The sequence below is a fragment of the Micromonospora sp. NPDC005710 genome (assembly GCF_040630995.1).
Classification (GTDB): Bacteria; Actinomycetota; Actinomycetes; order Mycobacteriales; family Micromonosporaceae; genus Micromonospora.
In genome coordinates this window covers 123,483-139,556 of sequence record NZ_JBEXYP010000015.1, presented here as the reverse complement: position 1 = coordinate 139,556, position 16,074 = coordinate 123,483, and the positions used below count along the sequence as shown (strand labels likewise).

Annotated in this window: 17 protein-coding genes; 9 read left to right on the top strand and 8 right to left on the bottom strand. The window is 71.2% G+C overall.

What is annotated here, in order from left to right; translation table 11 throughout:
- The first annotated feature begins 124 nt into the window (after nucleotides 1–124).
- Complete coding sequence (locus tag ABZ406_RS21185; RefSeq protein WP_357764130.1) at nucleotides 125–544, top strand: DUF5319 domain-containing protein; 420 nt, start codon at nucleotides 125–127, stop codon at nucleotides 542–544.
- Nucleotides 545–661: 117 nt separating this feature from the next.
- On the opposite strand, the gene ABZ406_RS21180 is transcribed toward ABZ406_RS21185, so the two are convergent.
- Nucleotides 662–1,477: a response regulator transcription factor gene (locus ABZ406_RS21180; protein WP_357764127.1), complete on the bottom strand. Its 816-nt coding sequence runs from the start codon at nucleotides 1,475–1,477 to the stop codon at nucleotides 662–664.
- A 253-nt stretch (nucleotides 1,478–1,730) separates the two neighbouring features.
- On the opposite strand from ABZ406_RS21180, the gene ABZ406_RS21175 reads away from it, so the two are divergent.
- Complete coding sequence (locus ABZ406_RS21175) at nucleotides 1,731–2,114, top strand: WhiB family transcriptional regulator (protein ID WP_091406539.1); 384 nt, start codon at nucleotides 1,731–1,733, stop codon at nucleotides 2,112–2,114.
- A 224-nt stretch (nucleotides 2,115–2,338) separates the two neighbouring features.
- Here ABZ406_RS21175 and ABZ406_RS21170 read toward each other — a convergent pair whose 3' ends face one another.
- From ABZ406_RS21170 to groES, 3 genes are all read right to left on the bottom strand, one after another.
- Nucleotides 2,339–3,895: a molybdopterin-dependent oxidoreductase gene (locus ABZ406_RS21170; RefSeq protein WP_357764124.1), complete on the bottom strand. Its 1,557-nt coding sequence runs from the start codon at nucleotides 3,893–3,895 to the stop codon at nucleotides 2,339–2,341.
- A 128-nt stretch (nucleotides 3,896–4,023) separates the two neighbouring features.
- Nucleotides 4,024–5,664, bottom strand: a complete 1,641-nt coding sequence (gene groL, locus ABZ406_RS21165) for a chaperonin GroEL (protein WP_357764121.1) — start codon at nucleotides 5,662–5,664, stop codon at nucleotides 4,024–4,026.
- A 70-nt stretch (nucleotides 5,665–5,734) separates the two neighbouring features.
- Nucleotides 5,735–6,049 (bottom strand): co-chaperone GroES, encoded by a 315-nt coding sequence (gene groES / locus ABZ406_RS21160; RefSeq protein WP_357764119.1) that lies wholly within the window; start codon nucleotides 6,047–6,049, stop codon nucleotides 5,735–5,737.
- A gap of 256 nt (nucleotides 6,050–6,305) precedes the next feature.
- On the opposite strand from groES, the gene ABZ406_RS21155 reads away from it, so the two are divergent.
- The 7 genes from ABZ406_RS21155 (at nucleotide 6,306) to ABZ406_RS21125 (ending at nucleotide 13,339) form a co-directional block, all read left to right on the top strand.
- Nucleotides 6,306–7,541 carry a methyltransferase domain-containing protein gene (locus ABZ406_RS21155; protein ID WP_357764116.1) on the top strand — a complete coding sequence of 412 codons (1,236 nt, stop codon included), beginning with the start codon at nucleotides 6,306–6,308 and terminating at the stop codon, nucleotides 7,539–7,541.
- A gap of 133 nt (nucleotides 7,542–7,674) precedes the next feature.
- Nucleotides 7,675–8,763, top strand: coding sequence for a substrate-binding domain-containing protein (locus ABZ406_RS21150; RefSeq protein WP_357764113.1), 1,089 nt, complete (start codon nucleotides 7,675–7,677; stop codon nucleotides 8,761–8,763).
- A gap of 113 nt (nucleotides 8,764–8,876) precedes the next feature.
- Entirely contained in the window at nucleotides 8,877–9,695 is an 819-nt protein-coding gene (locus tag ABZ406_RS21145) for an ATP-binding cassette domain-containing protein (protein WP_357764110.1), read from the top strand.
- Nucleotides 9,692–10,954, top strand: a complete 1,263-nt coding sequence (locus ABZ406_RS21140; RefSeq protein WP_357764107.1) for an ABC transporter permease — start codon at nucleotides 9,692–9,694, stop codon at nucleotides 10,952–10,954. Before ABZ406_RS21145 ends, ABZ406_RS21140 begins: the two co-directional genes overlap by 4 nt.
- A gap of 22 nt (nucleotides 10,955–10,976) precedes the next feature.
- Complete coding sequence (locus ABZ406_RS21135; RefSeq protein WP_357764104.1) at nucleotides 10,977–12,158, top strand: ROK family protein; 1,182 nt, start codon at nucleotides 10,977–10,979, stop codon at nucleotides 12,156–12,158.
- Between the two features lie 19 nt (nucleotides 12,159–12,177).
- Nucleotides 12,178–12,474 carry a DUF1707 domain-containing protein gene (locus ABZ406_RS21130; RefSeq protein WP_357764101.1) on the top strand — a complete coding sequence of 99 codons (297 nt, stop codon included), beginning with the start codon at nucleotides 12,178–12,180 and terminating at the stop codon, nucleotides 12,472–12,474.
- Nucleotides 12,475–12,598: 124 nt separating this feature from the next.
- Nucleotides 12,599–13,339, top strand: coding sequence for a DUF4142 domain-containing protein (locus ABZ406_RS21125; RefSeq protein WP_357764098.1), 741 nt, complete (start codon nucleotides 12,599–12,601; stop codon nucleotides 13,337–13,339).
- Between the two features lie 25 nt (nucleotides 13,340–13,364).
- Here ABZ406_RS21125 and ABZ406_RS21120 read toward each other — a convergent pair whose 3' ends face one another.
- From ABZ406_RS21120 to tsaB, 4 genes are read right to left on the bottom strand one after another with little or no spacing between them, the layout of a single operon-like run.
- Nucleotides 13,365–13,619, bottom strand: coding sequence for a hypothetical protein (locus ABZ406_RS21120; RefSeq protein WP_074314499.1), 255 nt, complete (start codon nucleotides 13,617–13,619; stop codon nucleotides 13,365–13,367).
- 14 nt (nucleotides 13,620–13,633) lie between these two features.
- On the bottom strand, nucleotides 13,634–14,680 hold the full coding sequence (tsaD, locus tag ABZ406_RS21115; protein ID WP_357764095.1) for a tRNA (adenosine(37)-N6)-threonylcarbamoyltransferase complex transferase subunit TsaD: 1,047 nt from the start codon (nucleotides 14,678–14,680) through the stop codon (nucleotides 13,634–13,636).
- Nucleotides 14,673–15,155 carry a ribosomal protein S18-alanine N-acetyltransferase gene (gene rimI / locus ABZ406_RS21110; RefSeq protein ID WP_357764092.1) on the bottom strand — a complete coding sequence of 161 codons (483 nt, stop codon included), beginning with the start codon at nucleotides 15,153–15,155 and terminating at the stop codon, nucleotides 14,673–14,675. Before rimI ends, tsaD begins: the two co-directional genes overlap by 8 nt.
- Nucleotides 15,152–15,829: a tRNA (adenosine(37)-N6)-threonylcarbamoyltransferase complex dimerization subunit type 1 TsaB gene (tsaB, locus tag ABZ406_RS21105; protein WP_357764089.1), complete on the bottom strand. Its 678-nt coding sequence runs from the start codon at nucleotides 15,827–15,829 to the stop codon at nucleotides 15,152–15,154. Before tsaB ends, rimI begins: the two co-directional genes overlap by 4 nt.
- Nucleotides 15,830–16,074: the final 245 nt, after the last annotated feature.

Below are 16,074 nucleotides of genomic sequence, written 5' to 3'. Positions count from 1 at the left end.
CGCCACGGTGCCGGCACGTCGCCTCATCGTACCCAGTGAGCTGGGCGACCCGTCCGTGGCAGGCCGGCCCGGCCCGGAGGCCGGGGGGCGGACGTCCGCCCCGCCGTGGGTCTACGGTGAAGGGGTGCACGACGAGCCCATCGACCCGTTCAACGGCGACCCGGCCGATCCGACAGCGGGTCTGGATGACCCGGGCGACGACGCGACGCCGGATCCGCTCACCGACGTCGAGCGGCAGGACGTGCTGGAAGACCTCGCCGACCTGGAGATCTACCAGGCTCTGCTGGCCCCGATCGGGGTGCGCGGGCTGGTGATCGAATGCGAGGACTGTCGCGAGCCGCACTACTTCGACTGGGACCTGCTCCGCGGCAACCTGCGGCACCTGCTCAACTCCGGGCGGCCCCGGGTGCACGAGCCCGCGTACGACCCCGACCCGGACCACTACGTGACCTGGGACTACGCCCGGGGGTACGCGGACGGGGTGCACGACACCCTGTCCGAGGGCACCGAGGACGAACCGGGCCCCCCGACCGTCACCACGTGACGCCGCCACGCGGCTGAACGGCGTACCCCCTGCTGTCGCGTGGCGTACCCCGCTGAGCCCGGCGCCCTACGGGGCCCTGCTTCCGCGCGGAGTGCCCGGCGGCGGCCCTGCGGGGTGTCAGGCCACCAGGCCGGCGCGGAACCCCGCCGCCACCGCGTGCGCCCGGTCCCGGGCGCCGAGCTTGCGGAACAGCCGGCGGGCGTGCGTCTTGACGGTGTCCTCCGAGACGAACAACTCCCGGCCGATCTCCGCGTTGCTCTTGCCCTCGGCCATCCCGAGCAGCACCTGAAGCTCGCGTTCGGTGAGGCCGATCGACGCCCGACTCGGCCGGGCGTTCGGGGCGGGACGGCCTGGGTCGGTCTGCGTCGTCGACTCGCCGGACCCCGCCTCCGCCTCGTCGTCGCCCCGCTGAACCGGCACCGACGGCACACCGGCCGACCCGTCAGCGGCAGCGGCCGCCCAGGCGGGATCACCGGAACCACGTGGCGACGGCCCGGAACGACCGGAACCACCCACCGCGGCGGCGTCGCGGGCCGGATCGGTCACCCGCTGCCGAGAGGCACGGCCGGGCGCGGTGAGCAGCAGGAGCGCCTTCGCCACCGCGCTGGTCAGGTCATGGTCGACATTCTGGATCAGCCCCCGGGCCCCGGCGCTGATGGTGGCCGCCGCGGCCTCGGACTCCTCGGTGCCGAGCAGCAGCACCGCCGCCTGCGGCGCACGCGCCAACACCCGGCGGACGAAGCCGGCGCTGTCCGGCCGGGTGAGGGCCGTGTCGGCCAGAACCACGTCGGCCGGTCGCTCGGCCAGCCGCAGCATCACCTCGGGATCAGAGACGGCGGTACGAACGATCGCGGACAACCCCAGTCGCGCGGCAGCAGAAGTAAGGTGCTGGGCCGCGAGTGGTGTCCGAACGCACACAAGAACGGTACGCACTGTGGTCTCCTCTCCGCCAACGAGCAGACCATGACGGGGTCGGCTGGGGAGGGGGTTCCGGGCAATCCTTCGAACTTTTCCGACAGATGGGGCAAAAGCCGCAATATCCCGGACGTTTTCGATCACACACGTGTGAGTTGACGACGGCCCGGGTACCGGGAGATCCAGGCCGGGAACGGTGCGCCTGCGCGGCCCGCCGCCCGGATGCCGGCCATAAGGATTCTCGCGGAGCCGCGCGGGAGGAGGGGTGCTGATGTCGAACGTACGTAGACTGCCCGGACCCATCGTCGATCTCTGGGACTGGCAGCGACTCGGTGCCTGTCGAGGGCGCGACAGCGCCCAGTTCTTCCACCCCGACGGTGAGCGAGGATCATCCCGGCTGCGCCGCGAGTCCGCCGCCAAGTCGGTCTGCCGCGCCTGCCCGGTCCGCGCCGAGTGCGCCGCCCACGCGCTGTCCGTACGAGAGCCGTACGGCGTGTGGGGCGGCTTCAGCGAGTCGGAGCGCCTGCGACTGCTCGCCGTTGGCTGGGAGGACCTGGCCGACCGCCGGCACGCCCGGGTCGACGTCGCACGGCTGGAAGCCCGCCTGGGCCGCCCGCACAAGTCGACAGTCCCCGCCCAACGAAACGTCGCCTGACCCGACCCGTCCCTGACGTCCGCGAAACCGCGCCCCCGATCTGGAGGCGCGGTTTCGCGCGTTGTGACAACGACCGCCCACGACCACCTCACGCTGACCGTCGGGGGCGATGATCGACAAGATTTCCTTGATGTCGGGGCATCCCGCTCTCCCCGGACACCGCGATTTCCATCAAGCCGAGTGGATCAAGCCGAGCCCGCCGAAAGGCGGCGCCGGGCCGTGGCTCAGCGGACGGTGACCGTGACCGTGTGCCAGCCGGTGGCGCCGTCGGGGACGACGTCCTGCGTACGTTCGGTCTGGGTCTCGCCTGTCGCGTCGGTCGCGCGGACCTGGAGCCGGTGTTCGCCCGGTGTGGCGTCCCAGCGCCAGGACCACTGCACCCAGGTGTCGACCGAGACGGTCGGCGCCAGCGTGGCTTCCTGCCACTGGCCGTCGTCGACGCGTACCTCGACTCGGCTGATGCCCCGGTGCTGCGCCCAGGCGACTCCGGCGACGGTCACCGGGCCGGTGGTGAGCCGGTTGCGTCCCCGCGGCGCGTCGATCCGGGACTGCGTCTTGATGGGCCCTTGGGGGGACCAGCCGCGCGGCACCCAGTACGCGTCGAAGTCGGCGAACCGGGTCAGCTCCAGTTCGGTCACCCATTTGCAGGCTGACACGTAGCCGTAGAGGCCGGGCACCACCATCCGGACCGGGAAGCCGTGCTCGACCGGCAGCGGCTCACCGTTCATCCCGACGGCCAGTAGCGCGTCCCGTCCGTCGCGCAGCGCGGCGGTGGGGGTGCCGCAGGTCCAGCCGTCGACCGACCGGCCGACGACCTGGTCGGCGTCGTCGTCGGGCTCGACTTCGTCGAGCAGTTCCCGCAGGGGTACGCCGAGCCAGCGGGCGTTGCCGATCAGGTCTCCACCGACCTCGTTGGAGACGCAGGCGAGCGTGACGTACCGCTCGACGAGCGGTCGGGCCAGCAGGTCCGCGTAGGTGTAGGTACGTTCCCTGCCGACCCGCCCGTGGATCCGCAACCGCCAGGTGTCCGGGTCGACCTGGGGCACCACGAGCGCGGTGTCGATCCGGTAGAACCCGAAGTTCGGGGTGACGTACGGCGCGAGCTGGGTCACGGAGAGGTCCGCGCCGGCCGGAACGGCCGGTGCGGGGGCGACCGGGGCGGGTAGGCGGATCGCGTCGCGGGCTGCGGAGACCCCCCGTCGACCTGCCAGCCAGCGTCCGCCCAGACCGGCCACCACCGCCGTGCCGAGAAGTACTCCGCTGCCGGTGAGGAAACGCCGCCGCGATTCCGGGTCCACTTCGTCAGGACCGGCCGGCGGGGTGGGTGGTGACCAGGACCAGGGGTTCAGTTCGAACGGTCCGGCGATGAACAGCCAGAGGACCACGGCGCCGAGGCCGGCGCCGACCAGGGACGGCAGCGCGTCGGCCAGGTCCGCGCCGGAACGGGTCACCGCGGCCGCGACGCCGATGACACCGAAAACGGCGATGCCGGCCAGGCCGAGTGCCAGTCGGCGGATTGCCAGTACGCCGAGGAGTGCGGCGAACGCGCCCAGCAACACGGCGGTGCCGACCAGCAGCGCGATCTTGTCGGCGGTGCCGAAGAGATCGATGGCCAGTTGCTTCAGGGACTCGGGGACGGCGTCGACGATGACCCCGCCGACCGCGACCAGGGGCGCCGACCGGGGGCCGGTCAACACCGCCACCGGTTCGGCGATCCCGATCGCGACGGCGGCGGCGGTGATTCCGGCCAACGCGGCGTACCGCCGTGACGTGGTGCTCATCGGCCCAGTGTGCGCGATCATCTTGCCCGGCCGCCAACAACGTCAGCGTTCGGTAATGACCTGCCTGGCCGGAGAACGAACCGGGGCACACCGCCGTACGACGGTGTGCCCCGGTTGTCGCTACCGGATCAGAAGCCCGGGCCGTGCTGGTGGCCGTGACCGTGGCCGTGCCCGCCGCCGGCGGCCGACTCGGCCTGCGCCGGCTTCTCCACCACGAGGCTCTCCGTGGTGAGCAGCAGACCGGCGATCGAGGCGGCGTTGGTGACCGCGTTGCGGGTCACCTTCACCGGGTCGATGATGCCGGCCTTGACCAGGTCGACGTACTCGCCCTTGGCGGCGTCGAGGCCGTTGCCCCAGTCGAGGGCGGCGACCTTCTGGGTGACGACGTAACCGTCGTGACCGGCGTTCTGGGCGATCCAGCGCAGCGGCTCGACGAGCGCCTTGCGGACGACCGAGACGCCGACCTTCTCGTCACCGGTGAAGCCGAGGTCGTCGTCGAGCACCGAGAGGATCTGCACCAGTGCGGCGCCGCCGCCGGGCACAGTGCCCTCCTCGACCGCGGCCTTGGTCGCCGCGATGGCGTCCTCGATGCGGTGCTTGCGCTCCTTCATCTCGACCTCGGTCGCCGCGCCGGCCTTGATGACGGCGATGCCACCGGAGAGCTTCGCCAGCCGCTCGGCCAGCTTCTCCCGGTCCCAGTCGGAGTCGGAAGCCTCGATCTCCTTGCGGATCTGGGACACCCGGTCGGTGACGTCGGCCTTCTGGCCACCGCCGTCGACGATAGTGGTGTTCTCCTTGTCGACCACGACCCGCCGGGCGGTGCCGAGCACCTCCAGGCCGACCTGGTCGAGCTTGTAGCCCAGCTCCGGGGCGACCAGTTCGGCGCCCGTGGAGATCGCGATGTCCTGGAGCATCGCCTTGCGCCGGTCACCGAAGCCCGGGGCCTTCACGGCGCAGACCTTGAGGGTCTTGCGCAGCGAGTTGACCACCAGGGTGGAGAGCGCCTGGCCGTCCACGTCCTCGGCGATGATCAGCAGGGGCTTGCTGTTCTGCAGGACCTTCTCCAGCAGCGGCAGCAGCTCCTCGATCGCCGAGATCTTCTGGGTGGTGACCAGGATGTACGCGTCCTCGAGGACGGACTCCTGACCCTCCAGGTCGGTGACGAAGTTCGGCGAGATGAAGCCCTTGTCGAACTGGAGGCCCTCGGTCACTTCCAGTTCGGTGGTGAGCATCGAGCCTTCCTCGACGGTGATGACACCGTCGCGGCCGACGCGCTCCATCGCCTCGGCGATCAGGTCGCCGATCGTGGAGTCCTGCGCGGAGATCGTCGCCACGTTCGCGATCGACTCCTTGCTGGTGACCTCGGCAGCCTTGCCGAGCAGCGCCTCGGAGACCTTGGTGGCCGCCGCGTCGATGCCCCGCTTGAGACCGGCCGGGTTGGTTCCGGCGGTCACGTTGCGCAGACCCTCGCGAACCATCGCCTGGGCCAGCACGGTAGCGGTGGTGGTCCCGTCGCCAGCGACGTCGTTGGTCTTGGTCGCCACCTCCTTGACCAGCTGCGCGCCAAGGTTCTCGTACGGGTTGGTGAGCTCGATCTCCTTGGCGATGGTCACACCATCGTTGGTGATCGTCGGCGCACCAAATTTCTTGTCCAGGACGACGTTGCGCCCGCGCGGGCCGAGGGTGACCTTGACCGTGTCCGCGAGGGCGTTGACACCGTGCTCCAGCAGGTGTCGGGCGTCGTCCGAGAAACTCAGGATCTTCGCCATAAATGTCCCTTCGAAGCGCCATTGCCCCGGCCCGGCGAGCCGGACCGGGGCAATGGCGCTGATCGGTTGCTTACTTCTCGATGACCGCGAGGACGTCGCGGGCGGAGAGCACCAGGTACTCCTCGCCGGCGTACTTGACCTCGGTGCCGCCGTACTTCGAGTAAAGGACGGTGTCGCCGACGGTCACGTCAACCGGAACCCGGTTGCCGTTGTCGTCGACGCGCCCCGGGCCGACAGCGAGGACAGTGCCCTCCTGCGGCTTCTCCTTGGCGGTGTCGGGGATCACGATGCCCGACGCCGTGGTGGTCTCAGCCTCGTTCGCCTGGACCAGGATCCGGTCCTCGAGCGGCTTGATCGCTACCTTGGTCGCCGTAGTCACGGGCATACCCTCCGGGGTACTGGTTTCGTTGCTGGCCGGCAAAGCCGACCAGCGTCAATTGCCTATACCACCGGGCGGGGCCGTCGTCGCGGGTGCCGGTCCGCCTGGTGTGCGCACCCGGGTCGCGAGACCCGGAAGCTGGCACCCTCAGGGTGAGAGTGCTAATCGCAGGTTATTCCGTGGCTAGCACTCCGTCAAGGAGAGTGCCAGCGCGTCGCGCCCCGCCAGCCAGTATTTCCCGGTCGGCCGGGACAATGACCGGGTGGATCTCGATCAGCTGGCGGCGCTGCGTACCCCCGAGGGGTCGGCCGCACTCACGGCGGCGGCCGAGCTGGCCGGCGGTGATCCACTGGTCGCGGCGTCGGCGCTGCGCGCGGCCGGGGTGCCGCCGACCCTCGCCGCGGCGGCGCTCACCCAGGCCGAGCTGCGCCACCGGGCGGTCGGCAAGTTCGGCTCGGCCGCCGCTGGGATGTTCCTCACCCGTCCCGGCCTGGAGCAGGCCACCCGCCGGGTCGTCGCCGACCGGCGGGCCGCCCGGTTGTCGGCGGCCGGCGTACGCACGCTGGCCGACCTGGGGTGCGGGCTCGGGGCCGACGCGCTGGCCGCCGCCCGCGCCGGCATCCGGGTGTACGGGGTGGAGGCGGACCCGGTGACAGCGGCCATGGCCGCCGCCAACGCCGCCGCGGCCGGGTTGGCCGAGTTGTTCACTGTCGAGTGCGGCGACGCGACCGGGTTCGACGTGTCACTGGTGGACGGGGTCTTCTGCGATCCGGCCCGCCGCGCCACCGGCACCGGGCGGCGGATCTTCGACCCACGCGCCTACTCACCGCCGTGGGACTTCGTCACCGGGCTGGCCGAGCGGGTGCCACGCACCGTGGTAAAGGTGGCGCCGGGCCTGGACCACGCGCTCATCCCGGCCGGCGCGGAGGCCGAGTGGGTGGGAGTGGACGGCGACCTGGTCGAGGCGGCTCTCTGGTGCGGCGAGTTGGCGGAGGTGCCCCGCCGCGCCACCCTGTACCGCCAGCGGGGCACCGAGGTCCACTGCCACCAGCTCATCGGCTCGGGTGCTACCGAGGCGCCGGTCGGGCCGCCGCGCCGTTACCTGTACGACCCGGACCCGGCGGTGGTCCGCGCGCACCTCGTCGCCGAACTGGCCACCGAACTGGACGCCACCCTCGGTGATCCGAGCATCGCCTACCTGTATGCCGACCAGCCGATCCGCACCCCGTACGCGCGCTGCCTGGAGATCACCGACGTGATGCCGTTCTCGCTCAAGCGCCTGCGGGCGCTGCTGCGGGAGCGCCGGGTGGGCCGCGTGGAGATCCTGAAGCGCGGTTCGGCGCTGACCCCGGAGCAGCTCCGGCGGGACCTGCGGCTGGCCGGGGACGCGGCGGCGAGCCTGGTGCTCACCCGGGTAGCCGGCGCACCGACCGTGCTGATCGGCCGGCCGGTCGACCCGGCGTTACGTCGACCTACCCGTGGGATACCCGGGGAGTAACAGTCGCGTTGCTGAATTGTTATCGCCCCCAACAAACTAGGCACGTGCGCGGTCTTGTGGAGCCGGTGTGACGCGAAATACGTTGCCGGACACAACAAAACAACACCTCCCCACCTCCGAAAGGACCCTGCACATGCGTAAGGGGATCCTCACCATCGCCGCCGTGAGCCTGCTCACGACCGGCGGCTTGACCGCCTGCAGCGACGACTCCGGCACCGGCTCGGCCGACTCCAAAAAGACTCCCAAGATCGGCGTGATCCTTCCGGACAGCAAGTCCTCCCCCCGCTGGGAGACGGCGGACCGTCGCTTCCTGGAGGAGGCGTTCAAGGCCGCCGGCGTCCAGTCCGACATTCAGAACGCCCAGAACGACAAGGCCGCCTTCCAGACCATCGCCGACCAGATGATCACCGGCGGCGTCACCGCCCTGATGATCGTCAACCTGGACTCCGGCACCGGCAAGGCAGTGCTCGACAAGGCCAAGTCGCAGGGCGTCGCCACCATCGACTACGACCGGCTCACCCTGGGCGGCTCCGCCCAGTACTACGTCAGCTTCGACAACGAGGTCGTCGGCAAGCTCCAGGGTGAGGGCCTGTCGAAGTGCCTGACCGAGAAGGGCGTCAAGAACCCTGTCGTGTCGTACCTGAACGGCTCGCCCACCGACAACAACGCCACCCTGTTCAAGGCCGGCTACGACTCGGTGCTCAAGCCGAAGTTCGACTCCAAGGAATACACCAAGGGCCCGGACGACGCCGTGCCGGGCTGGGACGGCCCCACCGCCGCGACCATCTTCGAGCAGCAGCTCACCGCGACCAAGGGCAAGATCGACGGCGTGCTGGCGGCCAACGACACTCTCGGCAACGCCGCCATCTCGATCCTGAAGAAGAACAAAATCAACGGCAAGGTGCCGGTGACCGGGCAGGACGCCAGCGTGGAGGGCCTGCAGAACATCCTCGCCGGTGACCAGTGCATGACCGTCTACAAGGCAGTCCGGGAAGAGGCCAAGGCCGCCGCGGACCTGGCCATCGCGCTCGCCAAGGGCGAGAAGAAGGACACCGGCCAGTCGGTGAAGGACGGTGACCGCGACGTCCCCTCGGTGCTGCTCACCCCGAAGGCCATCTACAAGGACAACGTCAAGGACGTCATCGCCGACGGCTACGCGACCAAGGAGCAGGTCTGCACCACGGCGTACGCCAAGTTCTGCGCCGAAGCCGGCATCAGCTGACCGACGCCGCAGTACCCGCCGGGACGACCATCGCCGCCCGGCACGGGAGCACCCTCCCGTGCCGGGCGGCGCCCGCCGGACGGGCCCCGACCCTCCCTTAAGAAGGAGACCCCGTGTCCGCGATTCCCCTGCTGGAACTCCGCGGGATCGACAAGAGCTTCGGTCCCGTCCAGGTGCTCCGCGACGTCGCCCTGAGCGTCCACCCGGGCGAAGTGACAGCACTTGTCGGCGACAACGGCGCCGGCAAGTCGACCCTGGTGAAGTGCATCAGCGGCATCTACCCCACCGACGCCGGTGAGGTCCTGTTCAACGGCGCACAGGTGAACATCGGCAGTCCCCGCGACGCCGCCACGCTCGGCATCGAGGTCGTCTACCAGGACCTCGCGCTCTGCGACAACCTGGACATCGTGCAGAACATGTTCCTCGGCCGGGAGAGGCGCAGCGGCATCGTCCTGGACGAGCCGACAATGGAACAACTCGCCGCCGAGACCCTGGCGGGGCTCTCCATCCGTACCGTCACCTCGCTTCGCCAGCACGTCTCCAGCCTCTCCGGCGGTCAGCGCCAGACCGTGGCCATCGCCAAGGCGGTGCTGTGGAACAGCAAGCTCGTCATCCTGGACGAGCCGACCGCCGCGCTGGGCGTGGCACAGACCGCCCAGGTCCTCGAACTGGTCCGTCGCCTCGCCGACAACGGCCTGGCAGTGGTGCTCATCTCGCACAACATGAACGACGTCTTCGCCGTCTCCGACCGGATCGCCGCGCTGTACCTCGGCCAGATGGTCGCCCAGGTGAAGACCACCGACATCACTCACGCCCAGGTGGTTGAGCTGATCACCGCCGGGCGCTCGGGCGGCCTCGGCCTCGCCACCGACCCGGGCGGCAACGGCGACGGCCCGCAGCCGGCCGACTCGATCTCAGGAGGCGTCCGATGACCACCACCGCCGTGCGCAAGGACGGCCCGGCGGCCGTCACACCGCCGCCGACCGTCGGGAGCCACGTCCGCAACTACGTGAGCCGGGTACGCGGTGGCGACGTCGGCGCGCTACCAGCCGTGCTCGGCCTGATCGTGCTCTGCACCGTCTTCGCGGTCATGCGGCCGTCGTCGTTCCTGTCGGCCGGCAACTTCGCCAACCTCTTCACCCAGGGCGCGGCGGTCACGCTGATCGCGATGGGCCTGGTCTTCGTGCTGCTGCTCGGCGAGATCGACCTCTCCGCCGGCTTCGCCAGCGGTGTCTGCGCGGCGGTACTGGCCAACGTGGTCACCGTGCTCGGCTACCCCTGGTGGGTCGCCGTCCTCGCCGCGGTCGCCACCGGTGTCGTCATCGGCACCACGCTCGGCATGCTCGTCGCGAAGATCGGCATTCCGTCCTTCGTGGTCACTCTCGCCGGCTTCCTCGCCTTCCAGGGCGTCGTGTTGCTGCTCGTGCAGGAGGGCACCAACATCTCGGTACGCGACGAGGTGCTGGTCGCCATCGCAAACCGCAACCTCGCCCCCGCGCTGGGCTGGGCGCTGACCGCCGTCGCCGTCGTCGGCTACGCGGCGGTGCAACTGCTACGCCACCGCAACCGGGCGGCCCGCGGTCTGATCACCGACCCGATCGCGGTGGTGGCGCTGCGGATCGGCGGGCTCGCCCTCATCCTCGGCACCGCCGTGTACGTGCTCAACCTGGAGCGCAGCCGCAACGTCCTCATCGTCTCGCTCAAGGGTGTGCCGATCGTGGTGCCGATCATCGCGGTGCTGCTGGTCATCTGGACCTTCGTGCTGCAACGCACCAGCTACGGCCGGCACATCTACGCCGTCGGCGGCAACCGGGAAGCCGCCCGCCGGGCCGGCATCGGAGTCGACCGGATCCGGATCTCGGTCTTCGTGATCTGCTCGTCCATGGCCGCCATCGGTGGCATCGTGGCGGCCAGCCGGGCCAACTCGGTCGACCCGAACACCGGGGGCAGTAACGTACTGCTCTACGCGGTCGGTGCAGCCGTGATCGGCGGCACCAGCCTCTTCGGTGGCAAGGGTCGCGTCCTCGACGCCGTGCTCGGCGGAGCGGTGGTTGCGGTGATCGAAAACGGAATGGGCCTGATGGGGTACAGCGCGGGAGTCAAGTACGTGGTCACCGGCATCGTGCTGCTCCTCGCCGCGAGCGTCGATGCGCTCTCCCGCCGCCGCGCGGCAGCCACCGGCACCCGCTGACCGCGCGGGAGGTGTCGCCAGCATGCGCCCAGGACCAAGCCAGGATGACGTCCGTCGGCAGAACCTCGGGGCCCTGCTACGGCACGTGCACGTCAACGGGGCGACCACGCGTGCCGAACTGACCACCACGCTGGGGCTCAACCGCAGCACCATCGGCGCGCTCACCGCCGACCTGTCCGCAGTGGGGCTGGTCAGCGAAGGGGCACCGAAGGAGACCGGCCGGGCCGGACGACCGTCGCTTGTCGTCCGGCCCGAGTCGGCCCGGGTCTACGCGTACGCGTACTCGGTGGAGGTGGACCGGCTGCGCGCGGCCCGGATCGGGCTGGGCGGCGCGGTCCTGGACCGCCGGGACCTGGACCGGCCGCGTGGGCTGCTGGCCGCGGAGGCCGCGCCGCTGCTGGCCGGCGCGGTCAAGGAGATGCAGCAGTTGGTCCCGGCCGACGCGATCTGCGTCGGCGCCGGCGTCGCCGTCTGCGGCATGGTCCGCCGGGACGACGGCCTGGTCCGACTCGGTCCCACCACCGGTTGGGTGGACGAGCCGATCGGCGCAGCGCTCGGCGCCGAACTCGGCCTCGACGTGCCGGTCACCGTCGGCAACGTGGCCGACGTGGCGGCGTTCGCCGAGCACGCCCGGGGGGTCGCGGCGGGGTGTGACAACGTCATCTACCTGTACGGCGACGTCGGCGTCGGTGCCGGCATCATCGCCGGCGGGCGCCGGCTGACCGGGCACGGCGGGTACGGCGGCGAGGTCGGCCACATGAAGGTGGTCCGTGACGGCAAACCCTGTGAGTGCGGGTCCCGGGGCTGCTGGGAGACCGAGATCGGCGAGCACAGCCTCCTACGCGCGGCCGGACGCTCCGACGCCCGGGGCCGCGACGCGTTGCTGGCGGTCTTCGACGCCGCCGACCGGGGGGACGCCCGGGCCCAGACGGCGGTCCGTCAGGCCGGCGACTGGCTCGGCTTCGGGGTGGCGAACCTGGTGAACGTCTTCAACCCCGAGATGGTCATCTTCGGCGGCACCATGCGCGACCTGTACCTCGCGGCGGCGGCCCAGATCCGCAGTCGGCTCAACTCCAACGCGCTCGGCGCCTGCCTGGAGCACGTCCGGCTGCGCACCCCGAAACTGGGCGCGGACGCCCCCCTGATCGGTGCCGCCGAGCTGGCCTTCGAACGGCTCCTCGCCGACCCCCTCGACGTGGGCTGACCCGCGTACGCTGTCCAGCGTGGATGTCGAGCTGCGCGCCTCCGACGACGACCGCAACCGGGTGGTCGCCGCGCTGCACCAGCACACCGCTGCGGGCCGGTTGACGCTCGACGAGTTCTCCGATCGGGCCGGTGCGGTGTGGACGGCACGCACCCTCGGTGACCTGGCCGCGTTGACCCGCGACCTCCCGACCCTGCCCGACCCGGTCCTCGACGCCAGCCCGCTCGGGCGCGGACGTCAGGAGCTGCTGATGGTCTTCGCCGCCGCGGCGCTCACCCTCCTGCTGCTCGGGGGCCTGCTCTCCGTCACCCGCTGATCCGCCTCGCCCCGAGATGAACTGATCGCGCGATCAGTCCGTACCAGTGGGCGGACGGGCAACCGGCAGGGTCGGCTGCCCGGTCCAGACGCGTTCCGGTCCGGACCGAGGAGGCACCACAGACATGGCACCGCTCAGATCCCCCCATCGCCGACTGGGCACCCGGACCCACCGAGCGGCGATGCTGCTCATCGCGATCATCGCGGGGGTCGGTGTCCTGCCCGGCATGGCAGTCGCCGCGCCCGCCGGCGGTCAGCAGCTCAACGCCGCCGACATGACACTGCTCAACGGGGTACGGCTGGCCGGGCTGTGGGAGATGCCAGCCGGCCAGATGGCCGCCGAGAAGGGACAGTCGGCGAAGGTCCGGGAGATCGGCGCGGGCATCGCCGGCGAGCACCAGCGGCTCGACCAGCTCGTCGTCGACGCGGCCAACAGGTTGGGTGCGACGATCCCCAGCGAGCCCACAGCCGAGCAGAAGGGCTGGCTGGCGGAGATGCAGAAGGCCTCCGGCGCCCGGTTCGACCAGATCTTCGTCACCCGGCTCCGGGTCGCCCACGGCAAGATCTTCCCGGTGATCGGCGCGGTCCGGGCCAGCACCCGGGACGCCACCGTCCGCAAGCTCTGCGACGACGCCAACGGGTTCGTCATGCACCACATGCAGATGCTGGAGAGCACCGGCCTGGTCCGCTGGCCGGAACTGCCGCCGGCCGCGTTGCCCGCTCCGGGTGAGGACGGGCTCCTGGCCGCCGCCGCCGCCAACTCCGGCCCGCAGGTCGGAGTCAGCAGCACAGTCGTCTGGCTGGTCTTCCTCGCCGCGCTGGGCACTGGCGGAATCGCCACCTACCGGATGTTGCGCCGCAGCTGAACGTTCAGCTCGATGGTGGCTCGCGTCAGCGGTCGACCTGGGTGAAGTCCCAGGAGTGCGGGGCGCGGGCCACCAGCAGTGCGGGAGGCTCCGGCAGTGGGCGCGGGTTGCTGCGCCACTTCGAGATGACCACCACCCGATGGTCGGTGGAGGAGAAGACCTCGCTGGAGACGTGGAGCGGGTCGTGTTCCAACTCGGGCAGGGCCGTGTCGCACACCCAGGTGATCAGGTCGGCGACCCCGTACGCCTCGGCGCGTGCCTCCCACATCCGCACGATCATGTCCGCCGCTCCCGTCACACGCTGACCGTGGTCAACGGCAGTGCCGAATCTGCTGGCAGGTCCAGTCGACTGGGAGCCACACCGGCGGCGACCAGGTGCGAACCGAGCGCGGCCACCATCGCGCCGTTGTCGGTGCACAGCTTCGGCCGCGGTACCCGGACCCGGATGCCGTACTTCTCGGCCCGTTGCTCGGCCATCGCCCGCAGCCGTGAGTTCGCCGCGACTCCCCCGCCGATGACCAGAGTCTCGATGCCCTGTGCGCGGCAGGCGGCGAGCGCCTTGCTGGTCAGCACGTCGCAGACCGCCTCCTGGAAGGACGCGGCCACGTCGGCCACCGGCACCGGCTCGCCGGCCCGCTGACGGGCCTCGACCCAGCGGGCCACCGCCGTCTTCAGGCCGGAGAACGAGAAGTCGTACCGGTGGGCGGCGAGATCCTTCGCGGCGGTCAGGCCACGTGGGAAGGCGACAGCGGCGGCATCGCCAGCCCGGGCCTCCCGGTCGATGGGCGGACCGCCCGGGAACGGCAGGCCGAGCAGCCGGGCGACCTTGTCGAACGCTTCCCCGGCCGCGTCGTCGATGGTGGCGCCCAGCGGGGTGACCCCCCGGGCCAGGTTGTCGACGAGCAACAGGGACGAGTGGCCGCCGGACACCAGGAGCGCGATGGCCGGTTCGGGCAGTGGGCCGTGCTCGAGGGTGTCCACCGCGACGTGGGCGGCGAGGTGGTTGACGCCGTAGACGGGTTTCTCGGCGGCGACCGCGTACCCCTTGGCGGCAGCTACGCCGACCAGCAGCGCGCCGGCCAGCCCCGGCCCGCAGGTGACAGCTATCGCGTCGATGTCGGCAAGCGTGACACCGGCCTCGGTCAGGGCCCGGTCCATGGTCGGCACGATGGCCTCCAGGTGTGCCCGGCTTGCCACCTCCGGCACCACACCCCCGAACCGGGCGTGCTCCTCGACGCTGGAGGCGAGCGCGTCAGCCAGCAGGGTGTGTCCCCGCACGATGCCGACGCCGGTCTCGTCGCAGGAGGTCTCGATACCCAGGATCAGTGGTTCGTCAGCCATTGTCGGGTGTTCCGTTTCCGGTCGGCTCGGCGTCGCGCCGCATCACCAGCGCGTCGGTGTTGCTCGGTTGGTAGTAGCCGCGCCGCACCCCGACCGGCTCGAACCCGTACGTCGCGTAGAGCCGCTGGGCTGCGGCGTTGTCCACGGCGACCTCCAGCAGGGTGCTGCGGGCGTCGCGCCGGACCGCCTCGGCGAGCAGTTCCTCCAGCAGGGCGCGGCCCACGCCGCGCCGCTGGGCGTCCCGGCGGACGGCGATGTTCTGCACCCACACCTCGCTCGGCGGGACACCGGCGAGTCCGGCGTAGCCGAGCACCGAACCGTCAGCGTCGACGGCGACCCGGTAGTGGTGCCCGTTGGCGAGTTCACTCCAGAACATGGCCGGCGACCACTGCTCGGCGCCGAAGAGGTCCGCCTCGATCGGCAGCACGTCGTCGATGTGCCACCAGCGGAACGGTTCGAGCCGTACCGACGTCATGGCAGGACCGGTTTGCGGCCGGTCGCCGCCACCGCGTCGGGGCGGCGCAGGTAGAGCGGGGTGAGCCGCTCACTTGGCGCACCCGCCCGGATCCGTTCGGCGGCGAGAAGCGCCAGCACTGTGGCGTCCGGATAGCGCGGCTCGACCCGAACGGGCAGGTTCAGGACCTCGGCGTACCGGTGTGCACCGTCGCCGACAGCGATCGTCGCGCCGAGTTCCTGGGCGCGCGCGGCGGCGACCGCCGGTGCGGACACCTCAGGCCCGACGATCCGCTCGCCGGCGCCGTCGTAGACGGCCCAGTAGAGCTCCTTCCGGCGGGCATCGCTGGCGGCCAGGACCGGCGCGCCGGACGCCGCCGGGTAGCCGATGGCGTCCAGCGAACAGACGCCGTACGTGGGGATGCCGAGCACCTGACCCATTGTCGCGGCGGTGACCAGGCCGACCCGCAACCCGGTGAACGGTCCCGGGCCGAGCCCGGCGACGATGGCGGTCAGGTCACGAGGGCGCGCGCCGGTGTCGGCGAGCACCGCATCCACCTGGGGCGCGAGCAGCTCACCGTGAGCGCGGGCGTCGACGGTGCACCGGAGCGCCCGCGACGCCACGCCATCTGCCGAGACCTCCACCAGCGCCGCGGTGACCGCGGGGGTTGAGCTGTCCACCACGAGTACGAGCACGGTAAGCCAGCCTAGCCGCCCCGCCCGGCACCCCGGTCACGCCCCGCCCCGCCACCTTCCCCCCTGCCTCGCGCCGCCCCGCCCCAGGCCCTGGCTGGCGCCGCTCCGCCCCGGCCCCGGATGGCGCCGCCTGGCCCTGCCCATCCGCCGCAGACTCACCTGCCGCCGTTGACCGCCTGGCCCAGCGCCCACCCAGGGACGAGCGCTGGAACCACATCCGTTGAACAGCGTGATGTCTGTGAGTC